This is a genomic window from Roseateles sp. AC306 (assembly GCF_979253795.1).
The window spans coordinates 1-16414 of record NZ_CEEDEB010000018.1; the positions used below are offsets into that span (position 1 = coordinate 1).

Genomic DNA, 16414 nt, shown 5'->3' on the forward strand with positions numbered 1-16414 from the left:
GGGCGGTCGGGGGGAGCTCTTTGGTTACTTTCTGGCGGACCAGAAAGTGACTCGCCCGCCGGGGCGAAATCCCGGCACGGCACTCGCCAACAACCCACAGATTCCAAAACATGACGCTGCATCGCATCGCTCTGACCTTGGCGATTTTCGCCCTCGCCCTCAGCGCCCACGCCGCCCGCGAGGTCTACAACTTCAACCCGAGTTGGCGCCTCCACGTCGGCGACGCCCCCGGCGCCGAAACCCAGACGTTCGACGACCGAGTCTGGAAACCCGTCACCCTCCCCCGCGCCTGGAACGAAGACGATGCTTTCGCGAAAGACATCATTGACCACAGCACCGGCATCGCCTGGTACCGCAAGCGCTTCATCCTCCCGACAAACATCGCCACTCGCAAGGTCTTCATCGAGTTCGAAGGCGCAAGACAAGCCGCAGAAATCTGGGTCAACGGCCAGCGAATCGGCCTGCACGAGAACGGCGTGACCGCTTTCGGCTTCGACCTGAGCCAGGCCGTCAAGCCCGGCAACAACCTCATCGCCGTGCGCACCGACAACCGTTGGGATTACCGCGAGCAGGCCACCAACCAGCGCTACCAGTGGGCCGACAAGAACTTCAACGCCAACTACGGCGGCCTGCCCAAGAACCTGCGGTTGCACGTGACGGACAAGCTCTACCAGACGCTGCCGCTGTTCTCCAACCTCGGCACCACCGGCGTCTATGTCCACGCCGCCGGCTTCGACATCAAGGCCGGCAAGGCCACCATCACCGCCGAAGCCCAAGTCCGCAACGAGCACGAGAAGCCGCGCCGCTTCGGCTACGACGTGACGCTACGTGACACCAACGGCCGCGTCGTCGCAACCTTCAAGGCGCCGGCGCAGACCGTTGCCGCGGGCGCCACCACCACCGTCGCTGCCAGCGCACCGGTGACGGGCCTGCAGTTCTGGAGCTGGGGCCACGGCGCGCTGTACGACGTCGAGACGACGCTCACCGTCGACGGCAAACCCACCGACAAGGTGGTCACGCGCACGGGCTTTCGCCAGACGGCGTTCGCCAACGGCATGGTCACGCTGAACGGCCGCGTCATCCAGCTCAAGGGCTATGCGCAGCGCACGTCCAACGAGTGGCCCGCCATCGGCCTGTCCGTGCCGCCCTGGCTCAGCGACTACAGCAACGGCCAGATGCTGGCCAGCAACGCCAACTTCGTGCGCTGGATGCACACGGCGCCGTGGAAGCAGGACGTCCAGTCGCTGGACCGCCTCGGCCTCATGCAGGCCATGCCAACGGGCGACTCCGAGGCCGACGTGACGGGCCGCCGCTGGGAGCAGCGCATGGAGGCGATGCGCGACGCCATCGTCTACTTCCGCAACAGCCCGAGCATCCTGATGTACGAGACGGGCAACCGCGGCGTCAGCGTTGGGCACATGGCGGAGGCCAAGGCCATCCGCGACCGTTACGACCCGCACGGCGGCCGTGCGTCCGGCAGCCGCGAGATGCTGTCCAAGGCGCTGCAGGACGTGGCCGAATACGGCGGCGAAATGCTCTACGTCAACAAGAGCGCGCGCCGGCCGATGTGGGCCACGGAGTATTCACGCGACGAAGGCGCCCGCAAGTTCTGGGACGAACTCTCGCCGCCCTTCCACCGCGACGGCGACGGCCCCGAGCACAAGGGCCAGCCCGCGCCCACCTACAACCGCAACCAGGACTCCCACGCGCTGGAAGACGTGCGCCGCTGGGTGGACTTCTGGCGCGAGCGGCCGGGCACCGGCACGCGCGTGTCGTCGGGCGGCGTCAACATCATCTTCAGCGACAGCAACACCCACCACCGCGGCGCCGAGAACTACCGCCGCAGTGGGGAGGTGGACGCGATGCGCATCCCCAAGGATGGCTTCTTCGCGCATCAGGTGGTGTGGGACGGCTGGGTCGATGTCGATAAGCCCCGCGCCCATCTACTGGGCCACTGGAACTACGCGGCGGGCACGGTCAAGACAGTCACCGTGATCTCCAGCGCACAGCGCGTGCTGCTGACGCTGAACGGCAGGCCGCTGGGCGCGGCCCAGGCCAGCGAACCGTTCGTCTTCACCTTCCCCGGCGTGACCTTCGAGCCCGGCGAATTGCGTGCCGTCGGGCTGGACAAGGACGGCCACAAGGTCTGTGAAGACGTGCGCATCACGGCCGGCGCGCCGGCGGCGCTGAAGCTGACCGTGCAGACCCACCCGCAAGGCCTGCAGGCCGACGGCGCCGACCTGGCGCTGGTGCAGGTCGAGGTGGTGGACGCCGCCGGCCGCCGCAATCCCATCGCGCTGGACACGGTGAAGTTCACGCTGGACGGCCCCGCTGAATGGCGCGGCGGCATTGCGCAGGGGCCGGGCAACTTTGTGCTCGCGCGCGAGCTGCCGGTGGAAGGCGGCGTCAACCGCGTGCTGGTGCGCAGCACGACCGAGGCGGGCGTCATCAGACTGCGCGCCGAGTCGCAAGGCCTGGCGCCGGCGACGCTCGAAATGCACTCGCAGGCCGTGACGGTCAGCGGCGGGCTGAGCGCGCGCTTCCCAGCAGACGGCGTCGTGCCGCAATCCACGCGCGGCGCGACGCCGGCCACGCCCTCGTTCACCACCAGCCGCATCGCCGTCGCCGTGTCCTCGTCGGATGCCGACAGCGGCACACCCGCCAACGCCTTCGACGATGACGAGACCACGTCATGGACCAGCGAGGCTGGCAAGGGCGCCATCCGCTTCAAGTTGGCCGAGCCGGCCACGCTGAACGAGATCACGCTGAAACTCGGCGGCTGGCGCGAACGCCAGTACCCGCTGGTCATCCGCGTGGACGGCGCCGAGGTCTGGCGCGGCTTGACCGAGCGCAGTCTGGGCTACGTGACGCTGCCGCTCAAGCCTCAGCGCGGTCAGCTCGTCAGCATCGAGCTGACCGGCGAGGCCAAGGGCGGCACCGCCACGGCCAACACCGAAGTTGCCAACCAGAAGATCGTCGACACCGGTGCCGCCAGTCTCGGGCGCGGTGTGCTGTCCATCGTCGAAGCAGAGTTCTACAAAGCACCCTGATGATCACCTCACGCCGCCTCTGGCTGCTGCAGCAGCTCGCCCACTCCAACCTGCTGCGCCTGGGCGCGCCGCTGCTGGCCACCGCCCCTGCGCTGGCTCAGATGCCCGCGCCCAACCCGCTGCGCCTCTGGTACCGCCGCCCCGCGGACGAATGGACGGCGGCTCTGCCGCTGGGCAATGGGCGCCTCGGCGCGATGGTGTTCGGCGGCACGCACACCGAGCGCATCCAGCTCAACGAGAACAGCTTCTTCTCGGGCGGGCCCTACGACACGACCAACCCCAAGGCCCGCGAAGGCCTGCCACGGGTGCGCGAGCTGGTGTTTGCCGGCCGCTACGCCGAGGCCGAGAAGCTGGCCAACGAGACGCTGCTGGGTGTGCCCAACCGGCAAATGACCTACCAGCCGCTGGCCGAGCTGCTGCTCGTCTTCCCCGGCCTGGACGGCGTGCGGGACTACGAGCGCAGCCTGGACCTGGACGAAGCCGTCGCGCAGACGCGGTTTCGCGCAGGCGGAGCGACGCTGACACGCGAGGTCTACGCGTCCGCGGCCGACCAGCTCATCATCGTGCGCCTGGCGGCGGACAAGCCCAAGTGGATCAGCGCCGACATCACGCTGACAGCGCCGCACCAGCAGCGCAGCGGTGGCGAAGGCGGCCACACGCTGTGGGTGGCCGGCAGCAGCCCGACGGTGGCAGGCATTGAAGGCCGGCTGCCGTTCGAATGCCGGCTGCAGGTTGTCACGCGCGGCGGCAAGCTCGTCGCCCGCGATGGCGGCCTGCAGGTGCAGGGTGCCGACGAAGTCTTCATCCTCATCGCCGGCGCCACCGGCTACAAGCGCTTTGACGACGTGTCCGGCGACCCCGCGGTGCTGAACCGCCAGACGCTGGCCGCCGCAACGGCGCGCGGCCCCGAGGCCCTTCGTGCCGCCCACCGCGAAGACCACCGACGCCTGTTCCGCCGCGTCGCGCTGGACCTCGGCGCCGGCCCCAACGGCGCCCTGCCCACCGACGAGCGCATCGCCCGTTTCGCCGAAGGCCAGGACCCCGGCCTCGCCTCGCTCTATCTGCAATACGGCCGCTACCTGCTGCTGGCCAGCTCGCGGCCGGGCTCGCGCTTCCCGGCCAATCTGCAGGGGCTGTGGAACGAGAAGACCAATCCGTCGTGGGGGTCCAAATGGACCATCAACATCAACACGGAAATGAACTACTGGCCCGCCGAGGTCTGCAACATCGGCGAAACCATCGAGCCGCTGATCGCGATGGTGGAGGACCTGTCCGTCACCGGCGCGAGGCTGGCGCGCGCCATGTACGACGCGCCCGGCTGGGTCGCCTTCCACAACACCGACGGCTGGCGCGTGGCCGCGCCGACCGACGGTGCGAAGTGGGGGCTGTGGCCCATGGGCGGCGTGTGGCTGGTGAACACGCTGTGGCAGAGCTGGCTGTTCAGACGCGACCCGGCATTGCTGAAGCGCCTGTACCCGCTGATGAAGGGCGCCGCCGAGTTCCAGCTCGCCACGCTGGTGCGCGACCCGAAGAGCGGCTTCATGGTCACCAACCCGAGCGTGTCGCCCGAGAACAACCATCCGCACGGCTCCTCCGTCTGCGCCGGCCCGGCGATGGACAACCAACTGCTGCGCGACCTGTTCGCCGACTGCGCCGACGCCGCGCGCGAGTTGCGCATCGACCGCCCCTTCGAGCGCGCCTGCGCGGCCATGCGCGACCGCCTGCCGCCCGACCGCATCGGCGCCGCCGGCCAGCTGCAGGAGTGGCAGGAGGACTGGGACCTGCAGGCCCCTGAGCTGCAGCACCGCCATGTGTCGCACCTGTACGCGCTCTACCCCTCGGACCAGATCACGCCCGAGGACACGCCCGCCCTGGCCGCCGCCGCGCGCAATGTGCTAGAGCGCCGCGGCGACGACACCACCGGCTGGGGCATAGGCTGGCGCATCAACCTGTTCACGCGGCTGAAGGACGGCGAGCACGCCTACTCGGTGCTGCAGCGCCTGCTGCACCCCAGCCGCAGCTACGCCAACCTGTTCGATGCCCACCCGCCTTTCCAGATCGACGGCAACTTCGGCGGCGCTGCCGGCATCGCGGAGATGCTGCTGCAAAGCCACCGTGGGCGCATCGAGCTGCTGCCGGCGCTGCCCTCGGCGTGGCCTGACGGCAGCGTCAGCGGCCTGCGCGCGCGTGGCGGTTTCGAGCTGGCGCTGACCTGGAAAGGGAGCGAGGTGCAGGCCGTGACAATCACGAACACGGTTGGCGGCAGCACGGAACTGCGCTGGCGCGGGGGCAAGCTGCCGCTGCGCCTGACCGCCGGCCAGACCGCCCGATTCGAACGCCGCGATGGACGGCTTCAACGCCTGGAGAGCTGACCTTGACTTCCCTGATCTCCCGCCGCCTGGCGCTTGCCGCCGCGCTGTGGATGCCGGCCCTGCCCGCGCTTGCGCAGGCCCCCGCCGCGCCCGCACCGACCCCGCTGCCCTGGCCCAACCCGCTCGTGTCCCAGCGCGCCGACCCACAGATCACCCGCCACGGCGACTGGTACTACCTGATGGCCACCGCGCCCGCTTACGACGTGCTGGAGCTGCGCCGCGCACGCAGCATCGCCGCGCTGGCCACGGCCGAGCCCAAGGTCGTCTGGCGCAAGCACGACAGCGGGCCGATGAGCCGCCACATCTGGGCGCCGGAGCTGGCTTTCCTGGACGGCCGCTGGTACATCCACTTCAGCGCGGGCGAGGCCAAGGAGCCATGGAAGATCCGCCTGTGGACGCTGGAGAACGCCGCCGCCGACCCCATGCAAGGCGAGTGGACCGAGCGCGGCCAAGTCAAGACGCAGTGGGAGACGTTCACGCTGGACGCCACCGTCTTCGAGCACCGCGGCAAGCGATACATGGCCTGGGCGCAGACCGACCCGGCCAAGAAGAACCACAGCACCGACATCTTCATCTCGCGCATGAAGAGCCCGACCGAGCTGGAGGGCCCGCAGGTGCGGCTGAGCCAGCCGGACTACGCCTGGGAGAAGGTGCGGCACATCGTCAACGAGGCGCCGGCCGTGCTCGTCCACGGCGGTCGCGTCTTCATGACCTACTCGGCCGCCGGCACCGGCGCCGAGTACTGCCTGGGCCTGCTGTGGGCCGACGAGAACGCCGACCTGCTCGACCCCAACAGCTGGCGCAAGTCGCCCGGCCCGGTCTTCAGCACCAGCGCCGAGAACAGCCAGTACGGCCCGGGCCACAACAGCTTCCTCGTCGAGCCCGACGGGACGGTGCTGAACGTCTTCCACGCCCGCAACTACCGCGACATCGTCGGCGACCCGCTGAAGGACACCGGCCGCGCCACGCGCGTGCAGCCGCTGCGCTTCACGGCCGACGGCATGCCGGACTTCGGGCTGCCGTTGAAGGAGACCGCCAAGCCATGACCGTGATTGCTCTCTCGGCAGGTGAGCCGAACGTTTTCGACGGCGAGTCCCCAGACCGCATCTGCCGCCGCCCCACACGCGCCGAGCTGCACGCCTATGTGTCACCAACACCGGCGCGCGGTCGCGCCCTCGTCTACGCGGGTGGCGGCTATCTGCAACTGATGCACGACAAGGAAGGCGTCGAGATCGCGCAGTGGCTGAACACGCTGGGGCTGGACGCCTATGTGCTCGTCCACCGCCTGCCCGGCCAGGACGGCAACTCGTTCGACATCGCCCTGCAGGACGGCTTGCTGGCGCTGGACCACCTCGCCACGCTGCCGCCGCTGCCGCTGCTGCATATGGGCCTGTCCTCCGGCGGCCACCTGGCCGGCGTGATGGCCTGCCAGCGTGAATCAGCAGGCGCCGTCATCGCCTATGCGCCGCTCAACGCCAACCACCGCGACCACAAGTTCCCGGCCGGCAAACCCGACTTCGCGCCGCCCGAGAAGCAGGCCTTCTACGACGCCTGGCCCATCGGCATCGCCAGCGAGCCCCACGGCCTGCCGCGCTGCCCGGTCTTCCTCGCTTATGCGCTGCATGACCCTATCGTCCCGGTGCAGCACGCGCTGAATCTCATCGTCGCGGCGCAGCGGCACCAGCTGGATGTCGAGGCGCATGTCTTCCCCCAGGCCGAGCACGGCTTCGCATTGCGCGGGCTTGCGGGGACACAGGAGCAGTGGCCGGGGCTGGCGGCGCGCTGGGTCACCGAGAAGCTGGGCCACTGAACATCGCCTACCCTTGCACGCTCATCAGAACAAGACTGAAGCATGCTGGAAGCAATCAACACCTGGGGCGACTACAAGGCCAAGGTCCGTGAATTCGACGCCGTGCTGGAGCATGGCCGGGCAATGTCGGCAGCGCTGGCCGGCTTCGTGGCCCCCTCCGTGCAGGTGGCCTACGGCGGACTGATCTTCATCAAGCTGCTGTCCCACTGCGCAGCCCTGCGCAGCCTCGCCGCGCAATCGGGCGACAGGACCGTCAAGGACCTGCAGGACGTGCCCTCCATGAGCGCCCTGGCCCGCTGCGCGGTAGAAGCGCACGACGCCTTCGAGTACGTCGCCGGGCATGCCGTGACGGACCCGGAACGCAGCTTTCGCATCCAGCTGTGGGAACTGCACGACGCGACCCGCCGCCTGAAGATGTTCGGCGACATGGGTGCGGCGGACCCGCGCGTCGAGACCATCCGCGCCGACGTCGCGCGGCGCCAGGCCGGCATCGAGGGCCACGATTTCTTCGCTTCGCTGCACGCCGCATTGCGAGCCGCGCTGAGCGAGCGCATGGCCAAGGGCGACCCGCCGGCATTCCATCTCGGCCAGCGCCAGCGCTGCGCGCTGAGCGGCGTGAACGCCGACTGGCACAACGCCATCACGCTGCAACTTTCGCAGCAGGTGCACACGCTGCCGTCCTCCGCGCAGTTGCACCTGGACGTTCAGCCGGGCACGACCGAGGCGCTGCGCCTGATGGTGCTGCCGCTGCTGTTTGCGCTGCCCTTCCTGGCCCGCGTCACGCAGACGACGGCGCAGCTCATTCCCGAGCGGGCGCCAGAGCCACCGAGCCGCACGGCTCGCACCATGGCGTGGTGGCGCGCGCTGGCCGAGCAGGGCGTTCAGGCCCGGGGATGAACCCGCACGACGGGGCCAACGCGGCGCGGGTCGATCCGGCGCCGGGGTACACGAACCTGGCGCGCTATCTGAACGGGCTGCTGGTGCACCTCATGCAGGGCGTCGCTCCAGGTGATAGGTCAGCGCCGCCGCGATGCACCAGCCCAGAGAATCCGTCGGCATCTTCCGATCAAGATCGAGCACCAGGGCGCGGTTGCCCTCGAAGCGGAAGTCGTTCGGGAACATCTGCCGGAACGACTCGACCAGATTCGTCTGGCAGTTGAAATAGACGGCGTACTGCGCCGGTGCCCTGGGCTTCCAGTCGATGCGCACCGTGCTGCCCGCCTTGTTGACGGTGACGTAGGCCGGCTCGCCCCACTTCAATGTTTCCTCAATGGCACCGACGCCGGGCGTTTGCGCGGCCGCCTTCAGCACCAGCTCCCTGAGCGCCAACATGCGGCGCCGAACGCCGGCCGGGTAGGCCTCGAATCGGGCCTGAACCTCGGGGCGAAGGAATGGCGTCATCGCGCTCAACCGGCATCGCCGGGCGGTGCGTACTGAGCGATGACCTGCTGCTCGGTCAGCATGGGCGTCTGGTTCGCGAAGTCGTAGTAGCCGGGCTTGTTGTCGACATAGATCTGGCTGGCCAACTCGAAGTCGCCCGACTCGAAGGCGCCGGCCGGCACGAAGTACTCGCCGGTCGCAAGCAGCTTGTAGAAGAGATGCGTGCCGCAGTGCTTGCAGAAAGCGCGCTCTGCCCACTCCGATGAGGCATAGACACCGATGTGCTCCTGGCCATCGAACTGGACGTCAGGCCCGCAGTGGACAGCCAGCAAGGGGCCGCCGCCCCAGCGCCGGCAGAAGCCGCAGTGGCAGGCGCCGATCTCCCGGGCATCGGGCGACGTGAAGCGGACGGCGCCGCACAGGCAATGACCATGCATGGAGGTTCTCCAGGGAGCCAGGACAGGTGCGTGGATTCTTGCGCCGCCGCTGCCCTGCCGGTGCCGGGATCTGTCAGCAGCTGCGCCGCAGGCTCAACGCCCATCCATCTGTGCGTCCGGCCACGCCGGTGCCGGCTGTGGCCCGCGGGCAGGTGCACTGCGCCACAGCCACCATTCCAGCCACAGCGCCTGCGGCAGCCAGGAGCTCCAGGCCAGTGCCGTGTAGAAGGCGTCCACCGGCACGCCAAAAGCCGAGCCCGCGAGGATCTGCAGGCGCAGCGTGATGCCGCCGGCCGTCAGCACGAAGCTGCGCAGCATCCAGCGCCGGTGCGCCGCGACGCGGCGGGCGCGGATGTGGACGAGGGCGATGGCCGTGCTTGCCAGCCACAGCAGGCCGAGCAAGCCGAAGCCCAGTTGCGCCAGCGGCCCGCCGTCGGCCTGCAGCGCCAACGGCAACGCCGTCAGCCCACCGACGAGCAGGCAGCTCGCATAGCCCCAGCCGATGGCCCGGTGCAGGCGCGGGTGCCGCTCGCGCAGCCGTTTGACGAACTGCCACGGGCCCAGCATCAGGGCCAGCCCCGCGCTCACGGCATGCAGCACCAGCAGCTCGCGCTGCGTGGCCAGGTTGGTCAGCGGCGGCGCCCAAGGCTGGCCCGGCAAGGCATAGCGCAGCGCCATGAAGCCGGTGACGGCGGCGGTCACCAGCAGCAGCGCAAGGCCGAGCCGGCGGGCGAATGGGGAAGGGTGTGCGGTGTTCATGCCGTTCAATCTAGGCGGCATGAATGAGTTGGGACTTAGGGCAGGTGAACTCGTGCGACGAGACCGCTGCGCCCGTCCTCCCGATCGCGCAGCTCGATGCGCAGGCCATGCTTGAGCCCCGCCTGCCGCGCAATGGCCAGGCCCAGGCCACTGCCGCCGGCGGGCGCGTCGGGCATGCGGAAGAAGCGGTCGAAGACACGCTCGCGCATGGCCTCCGGCAAACCAGGGCCGCTGTCCTGCACATCCACCCAGCGCGCGCGCCCGGTGCCTGCCGCCAGCCTGAGCTCGACCTCGCTGCCCGGCGGCGCATGGCGCAGCGAGTTGTCGATGAGGTTGTCGAACAGGCTGCGCAGGTCACCTTCGACGGCGCTCAGCAGCAGCGGGCCTTCCACATGATCGACAAAGCCGACCTCCACGCCACGCCGGTCAGCCAGAGCCATGGCCTGACCGATGCTGGCGCGCAGCAGCGCGCGCAGGTCCAGCAGGGCGCCGCCATCTGTCGTGCGCGCCGCCTCCTGGCGCGACAGGCTCAGCATCTGCTCGACGAGATGCTGGGCCCGGTGCATGCCCTGCTGCAGCTGCCCAAACTCGGCTTGCGCGCCGGCCATGTGGGGGCGCAGGTTCTCCAGCTGCAGGTTGAGGGCCGTCAGCGGCGTGCGCAGCTCGTGGGCGGCGTCCTGCACGAAACGGCGCTGCGCCAGCAGCCCCTCGCGCAGCCGCCCGAGCAGCGCCTCGAAGGCCCCCACCAGCGGCGTGATCTCGCAAGGAACATCCAGCGCACCTTCGCCAGTGCTGTGCTCGTCTCGCTGCGCCAGTTGCAGCGCCACACCGCGGAGCCGCCGCGAGGTGCGCCCGATCACCTTGCCCAGCACCAGCAGCGATACCGGCAACAACAGCAACCCCGACAGGCTGGCCAGCACCGCGCGCCCGCCCACCTCCTGGTGGCGAAAAGCCTGGCTCTGCAGCACCTGGGCGCGCAGCTCGCCAGCGTCGCCCGCTGGGGCGGTGTAGGCATACCAGTCCTCGCCGCCGGCACTGAGCGTGCGCCAGCCGGGCTCGGCCTGCAGCGGCACGTCCAGCGCCGGCCAGGAGCTCGCGCGGCGCGCCGGGTCGCGCGCGCACCAGAGCTGCACGATGAAGCCACCGGCCTCGTAGACCTCGGGGCCTGTCCGCTGCAGCGGAACGCTCAGACCCGCGCAGGAACGCGCGGCGTGCGAGTGCGCGAGCGCCTTCATCTGGCCGTCCATGAAGCCATAGACGATGCGGCCGTAGCTCCAGTAGAAGGCGCCACCGATGGCGGCCGTGGTCAGCAGGTGCAGTGGCAGCAGCCACAACACCAGCTGGAGGTGCAGGGAGATCGGTCGCCGCGCGCGCGTCACTGGAGCGCTCATGCCGCGTCCACCAACGCCACGCGCCAGCCCAGCCCGCGCACGTTGCGGATGGCGTCGGCGCCGAGCTTGCGGCGCATGCCGTGGATGAGCACGTCGATCATGTTGCTGCCCACCTCCTCGCCCCAGCCATAGATGCGCTGCTCCAGCTGCTCGCGCGAAAGGATGGCGCCCGGCCGCTCCAGCAGCGCGCGCAGCAGCGCGAACTCGCGCGCGGTCAGCGTCTCGCGCTGGCCGCCGCGCAGGGCCTCGCGGGTGTTCAGGTCCAGCTGCAGCGCCGCGCCCGTGCCCAGCAGCGACTGGGCCGCGCCGCTGGCCCGGCGCAGCAGCGCCCGCATGCGCGCCTGAAGCTCGCCAAACTCGAAGGGCTTGACGAGGTAGTCGTCGGCGCCCAGATCCAGCCCCTGGATGCGGTCCTCGACGCCGTCACGCGCGGTCAACACCAGCACCGGCGTCAGCTCGCCCTTGGCACGCAGCTGGCGCAGCAGGCTCAGGCCATCCAGCCGCGGCAGGCCCAGGTCCAGCAGCACACAGGCATAGCCGCCGTCGGCCAGCGCTGCGCGGGCGGGTTCGCCGTCGCGCACCCAGTCCACCGACCAGCCGGCGCGGGCCAGCGCCTGGGTCAGGCTCTTGCCGATCATCTCGTCGTCTTCCACTAGCAGTGCACGCATGCGCGGCAGCTTAACGACGCCGACTTAAGCCTCCGTGAGGATGGCCAATGCCCCGGCACCTTCCAACCTAAGCCGGCGCTAATTCGCGGCTTCTAGTCTGCGCGGCGTTTCCATCCCCACCCCCAAGGATTTGTCCATGCAAGCCCACGCCCTCCGCCTTGTCGCCGCGCTGCTGATCGCCTCGCCGGCCCTGGCCCAGAACAGCCCGTCCGAGGGCGGGCCGCCCAGGTCGGTGACCATTGCCGGCATCGGTGCCGGTGCCGTGCGCGAGCCCTACCGCGGCGTGGACACCAAGGCCCGCGTGCTGCCGCTGCTGATCTACGAGAACAAGTGGGTGTCGGTCGCGCTGCCCACCCTGGACGTGAAGCTGGGCAACACCGGCCCGGTCAGCTGGCGGCTGCGCACGCGCTTCGGTTTCGAGGGCTACAAGGCCAAGGACTCGGACTTCCTGCTCGGCATGGAGCGCCGCAAGGGGAGCCTGTGGCTGGGCGGCGCGGCCATCTGGGACGGCGAGCTGGGTGAGCTGTCGCTGGAGGCGGTGGGAGACGCCATGGGCAACAGCAAGGGCCGCATCGTGTCGCTGCAGTACGAGAAGCGCTTCGATTTCGGCGACCTCGCCCTCACGCCGCGCGTGGGCCTGCGCGGCGTGGACCGCAAGTACGTGGACTACTACTTCGGCGTACGTACCGCCGAGGCCACGGCGCTGCGGCCGGTCTACGTGGGCGACTCGGCAACGCAGAGCGAGGTGGGCGTGCGACTGACCTATGCGACCGGCAAGAACGAGATGCTGTTTGCCGACGTGTCGGGCATGAAGCTGGGCAAGCCGGTGGAGAACAGCCCGCTGGTGGAGCGACGCTATCAGGCGAGTGTGTTTGCGGGATGGTTGTATCGGTTTTGATGCTAGTTTGGACAACGGGTCTGCATGTCGGACACCAGCCGTGCGACCTCGACGGGATCGGCACCTGCGGGCGTGTCCAGCCCGGCCAGTTTGCGATCCAGAGTGGCCTTCACCATTGGATTTGTCTGAGCGAACGCAGTGATCTGGGCCCGATCCAGCGCGTTCACCGCACCAGCCACATCGAGGCCAATCAGTTGCGGACGGTTGCGCGCAAGGGACCGAAGCATGACAAAAGAAAGGCCATCGCATGCCCAGGCGTCGCGCAACAGGCCGGCGACGATCTCCGGTTCTGCCACCGGGTCAAAACGCTCGCCCAGCGCAAGAACCAGTCTGGCCGCCGCGTCCGCGTCGCCTTCGGCGAGGCTGCGACGCAGCAGCGGCACCCATTGCGCGCGCGATGAACCGTCAACGGCCTGGCAGGCGCGCTGCCGCTCTTCAAGACGGGCGAGCGCATCCCGATAGCCCGCCTCGGACATGCGATGCCGGTCGGCGTCCAGCCGCTCGCGCGGCCGTTCGCCCAGCTCTTGAGTGACCCAGCAGTCGTGGAGATACTTCAACGCTTGGCGAGCCTTGCCACGCTCGTTGCCGTTCAAGGCGACCTGGATCTCGCGCTGCATGCGCGAGACGTCCGGCGGGGGGCGGCTCACCCCCGCGACGGACGCCGGTGCCGGAACAGTGGAAGCAGCTGCCTCGACGGGTGAAGCGGAAGCCGGCATCGGCGCCAGCGTTGGTTCCGGCTGGTTGCGCACTGCCGCAGCGGCTGTTGCCGGCATCTGATCGGGCGGTGCGACGTCATCGGCGCGCCAGCCCGCCGCAGCCCAGGCCATCACGCAGGCTCCAGCGATGGACATCAGCCAAGTGATCCGTCGAGTGGTGGGCTTCATCGTGTGCAGTGGCTTGCAGTCATGGACGACTGCGGACTATGCCCACCGGAATCCATGCAACAGCGCGGTAGTTTTTACGGCGCCTCAGCGCCCACAGGCCCATGGGTGGAGACGACAGTCGACGAGCAAGCCACCCGGCCCTCAGGAGGACAGCACCGCAGCGAGCCGCTCGGCGAGCTGCGTCCGCTTGTCCTCCGATGACACATTCCCCAGCGAACGTTCGGCCGCCGCCCTGGCGTCTGCGGTGCGGCCGGTAGCAAACATCGCCTCGGACTGCGTCAGGTTCAACAACCAATCGTCTGGCAAGGCCACCAACGACGGCGTTACCACCTCCAGCGCGCGCTGAGGCTGGCCCTGGCGTATCAAACGGTCCGCCAGGAAATGGCGGGCAAGCTTCACGCTGGGCGAGGCGTCGTCCGCCCCGCCTTGCGCTTGCTCGGCGGCCAGCGCCAGTTCCGACTGGGCAACTGCGGCATCGAGTCGCCCCTGCACGTCCAGCACGCCGGCCAGTTGGGCGTGCAGGTCCGCCACCGCCGGCAGGCCGCCGTCACGAACCAGCGTGATGGCCGCGGTGAAGCCCGCTGAGGCCTCGACCAGCCGCCCGGCGCCCCAGTGGGCGAAGGCCTGGCGGGCCAGCGCGTTTATCTGCGCGTAGGGATTCTGGGCTTGGCTCATCTAGCTGCCAACGCCACGAGGGCCGCCACCGGGAAGGGCGGTTTGCGCGGCCTCGCAGCGGGCCTGGATCTCGGCCGAGATCCGCGCGACTTCTGCAGGGTCGGCCTCGGGCGGCGGCTTGAAGGTGGCCAGGATGCCTGCGATGGCGGCCTGACGCTTCGGGTCACCTTCAGCCTTGCGCAGCAATGCCTCCAAACCCTTGCTGAACTGGATGCGTTCCTGATCGCGCAAGGCCCCGATCTCGTTGGGGGCCAACAGTTGCGGATCCCGGCGGACCAGACTGCTCAGCACACGTTGTGAGCTGCGGTCGCAGTCCCAGGCGTCACGGCGCAGCGCGGGAACGATGGCGGGCTCATCCACCAGATTGAAGTTCCTTCCCAAGGCCTGCACCAGGCCTTCAGCCGCGCCCTTGTCGCCCTCGTCAAGGCTGCGGCGAAGCAACGGCACCAACTGTTCGCGAGACGCCGCGTCCACGGCCTGGCAGGAGGCAACCAACTGCTGGTGGTTGGCTCTCATGACGCTGTGCGCGGCTTCGGGCAAGCTGCGCAGCATGTCCTCCATCCGCTGGCGCTGTCGCTCTGGGTCGCGCTCCAACGCCAGGCACCTCTGGATATGCCGCGCTGCTTCCCCCGCCTTGCCACGCTGATCGCTGCCGATGGCAAGCTGGATTTCGGGCTGCATGCGCGAGACGTCCACAGGCGGGCGGCGCAAGACGGCAGATGCAGGCATCGCCACTGTCGGCACCGAGGCGGCGACAGTGGCGGCGGCGACGGAGCGCCCCTCATCCAACGGGACGGATGGCGCCGGCGCCACGGGCGGCGAAGGCGCCGGCACAGAGGCTTGCTGCGGCATGGCGTCGCTGTCGCCACGCCAGTGGGTCACGGCAAAAGCCACGGCACCGACACAGGCGACGCCCGCCAGCCAAGCCAAACGTTGGACACCAGGCTTCATCGGGACAAGTCCTTTGTGCTCATGAAGGAAGCGGGCGATGGCCACGCAACGGAAAGATGCAGGCCGCGACAGGTTCTGGATATCGCCCGCCTGGGCTGCAGCGGCCAGCAGGGCAAGGCGCGCTTGCCGTGCGCACTACTTTGTCACGCCTGCAGCAGTGCCAGGTGTTGCCCGCTTGGGAAAATCACCCACGCCTTCGTTCGTCCGCTCCACCTTGCGGATCGTGCCGTCGTCATTGAAGTGCACGTACTCAGCCGTCACATGCCGCTGCTTCTTGTGGCAGGCCGCGCCAGGCGTCTCCAGCCAGCGGTGATAGAACAGGATCCACTGCCCCTTGTACTCAACGATGGAGTGGTGGTTGTTGGCGTTGTTCTCCTGCTCCATGATGACGCCCTTGTACTTCCACGGTCCCTTGGGCGAGGTGGCCGTGTAGTAGGTCAGGATGCGGTTGTGCTCGGGCATCGTGAAGTAGTACAGGCCGCCCCGCTTGAACACCCACGGCCCTTCCATCGGTGGCTCGTAGCCGCCCATGTCCATCTTCTGCAGCTCGCCCTTGAGGCTGCGCATGTCGTCGGCCATCTCGGCCACCAGATAGTTGACGCCCGACGTGCGGCTGTAGAGGTAGGCGCGGCCGTCGTCGTCGACGAACAGCACCGGATCATTGGCGTAAGGCTTGCGCCACAACGGCGCGCCGATCATGTCCTTGAAGGGGCCGGCGGGCGAGTCGCCCTCGGCGATGCCGATGCCCATCCACTTGGTGCTGTTCTTCGGGTTCTGCCGGTCCTTGATGCCGGTGCCGGCGGGGAAGACGAGGTAGTACTTGCCGTTCTTGTAGGCCGCGTCGGGCGCCCAGGCGTAGTCGTCGGCCCAGGTCAGGTCCTTCACCGACAGCACGGCACCGTGGTGGGTCCAGTTGACGAGGTCGGTGGACGAAAAGGCATACCAATCCTTCATGTGGAAGTCGGCCTGGCACTCCTCGTCGTGCGATGTGTAGAGCCACATCCTGCCGTCCTTCCAGACGTGGCCGGAGGGGTCGGCGGTGCGCAGATCCTTGCCAAGGGCAAGCGGGTTCTGGGCCTGCGCCGACGTGACGAACAGCGCGGCGAGGGCGAAAGACAAGAGGCGTTTCATCGCACCTT

At 68.9% G+C, this 16414-nt stretch carries 15 protein-coding genes; 6 read left to right on the plus strand and 9 right to left on the minus strand.

Features of this window, described 5'->3' with window-relative positions; genetic code table 11:
* The first annotated feature begins 110 nt into the window (after positions 1 to 110).
* From AC0IZJ_RS24880 to AC0IZJ_RS24900, 5 genes are read left to right on the plus strand one after another with little or no spacing between them, the layout of a single operon-like run.
* The gene (locus AC0IZJ_RS24880; protein ID WP_471854380.1) at positions 111 to 3050 is read left to right on the plus strand and encodes a DUF4982 domain-containing protein; all 2940 of its coding nucleotides are present in this window, start codon (positions 111 to 113) and stop codon (positions 3048 to 3050) included.
* Entirely contained in the window at positions 3050 to 5422 is a 2373-nt protein-coding gene (locus AC0IZJ_RS24885) for a glycoside hydrolase family 95 protein (RefSeq protein ID WP_471854383.1), read from the plus strand. Before AC0IZJ_RS24880 ends, AC0IZJ_RS24885 begins: the two co-directional genes overlap by 1 nt.
* A gap of 2 nt (positions 5423 to 5424) precedes the next feature.
* Positions 5425 to 6468 (plus strand): glycoside hydrolase family 43 protein, encoded by a 1044-nt coding sequence (locus AC0IZJ_RS24890; RefSeq protein ID WP_471854384.1) that lies wholly within the window; start codon positions 5425 to 5427, stop codon positions 6466 to 6468.
* Positions 6465 to 7232 carry an alpha/beta hydrolase gene (locus AC0IZJ_RS24895; RefSeq protein ID WP_471854386.1) on the plus strand — a complete coding sequence of 256 codons (768 nt, stop codon included), beginning with the start codon at positions 6465 to 6467 and terminating at the stop codon, positions 7230 to 7232. Before AC0IZJ_RS24890 ends, AC0IZJ_RS24895 begins: the two co-directional genes overlap by 4 nt.
* Positions 7233 to 7274: 42 nt before the next feature.
* Positions 7275 to 8129 (plus strand): hypothetical protein, encoded by an 855-nt coding sequence (locus tag AC0IZJ_RS24900; RefSeq protein WP_471854390.1) that lies wholly within the window; start codon positions 7275 to 7277, stop codon positions 8127 to 8129.
* Between the two features lie 90 nt (positions 8130 to 8219).
* On the opposite strand, the gene AC0IZJ_RS24905 is transcribed toward AC0IZJ_RS24900, so the two are convergent.
* The 5 genes from AC0IZJ_RS24905 to AC0IZJ_RS24925 all read right to left on the minus strand — a co-directional run bounded on the left by AC0IZJ_RS24905 (position 8220) and on the right by AC0IZJ_RS24925 (position 11867).
* On the minus strand, positions 8220 to 8633 hold the full coding sequence (locus tag AC0IZJ_RS24905) for a DUF1801 domain-containing protein (RefSeq protein WP_471854522.1): 414 nt from the start codon (positions 8631 to 8633) through the stop codon (positions 8220 to 8222).
* Positions 8634 to 8638: 5 nt separating this feature from the next.
* Positions 8639 to 9049, minus strand: coding sequence for a GFA family protein (locus AC0IZJ_RS24910; RefSeq protein ID WP_471854392.1), 411 nt, complete (start codon positions 9047 to 9049; stop codon positions 8639 to 8641).
* A gap of 93 nt (positions 9050 to 9142) precedes the next feature.
* Entirely contained in the window at positions 9143 to 9808 is a 666-nt protein-coding gene (locus AC0IZJ_RS24915; RefSeq protein WP_471854393.1) for a DUF2306 domain-containing protein, read from the minus strand.
* Positions 9809 to 9843: 35 nt separating this feature from the next.
* Positions 9844 to 11199: a sensor histidine kinase gene (locus AC0IZJ_RS24920; RefSeq protein ID WP_471854395.1), complete on the minus strand. Its 1356-nt coding sequence runs from the start codon at positions 11197 to 11199 to the stop codon at positions 9844 to 9846.
* The gene (locus AC0IZJ_RS24925) at positions 11196 to 11867 is read right to left on the minus strand and encodes a response regulator (protein ID WP_471854396.1); all 672 of its coding nucleotides are present in this window, start codon (positions 11865 to 11867) and stop codon (positions 11196 to 11198) included. Before AC0IZJ_RS24925 ends, AC0IZJ_RS24920 begins: the two co-directional genes overlap by 4 nt.
* 136 nt (positions 11868 to 12003) lie before the next feature.
* Here AC0IZJ_RS24925 and AC0IZJ_RS24930 point away from each other — a divergent pair, with 136 nt between their 5' ends.
* Positions 12004 to 12765: a MipA/OmpV family protein gene (locus AC0IZJ_RS24930; protein ID WP_471854398.1), complete on the plus strand. Its 762-nt coding sequence runs from the start codon at positions 12004 to 12006 to the stop codon at positions 12763 to 12765.
* 2 nt (positions 12766 to 12767) lie between these two features.
* Here the strand turns inward: AC0IZJ_RS24930 and AC0IZJ_RS24935 are convergent, their stop codons facing one another.
* The 4 genes from AC0IZJ_RS24935 to AC0IZJ_RS24950 form a co-directional block, all read right to left on the minus strand.
* On the minus strand, positions 12768 to 13649 hold the full coding sequence (locus tag AC0IZJ_RS24935; protein WP_471854399.1) for a hypothetical protein: 882 nt from the start codon (positions 13647 to 13649) through the stop codon (positions 12768 to 12770).
* Between the two features lie 141 nt (positions 13650 to 13790).
* On the minus strand, positions 13791 to 14324 hold the full coding sequence (locus tag AC0IZJ_RS24940) for a hypothetical protein (RefSeq protein WP_471854401.1): 534 nt from the start codon (positions 14322 to 14324) through the stop codon (positions 13791 to 13793).
* Complete coding sequence (locus AC0IZJ_RS24945) at positions 14325 to 15275, minus strand: hypothetical protein (RefSeq protein ID WP_471854403.1); 951 nt, start codon at positions 15273 to 15275, stop codon at positions 14325 to 14327. It abuts the gene before it with no gap.
* A gap of 135 nt (positions 15276 to 15410) precedes the next feature.
* The gene (locus AC0IZJ_RS24950; protein ID WP_471854404.1) at positions 15411 to 16406 is read right to left on the minus strand and encodes a family 43 glycosylhydrolase; all 996 of its coding nucleotides are present in this window, start codon (positions 16404 to 16406) and stop codon (positions 15411 to 15413) included.
* Between the last annotated feature and the right edge of the window lie 8 nt (positions 16407 to 16414).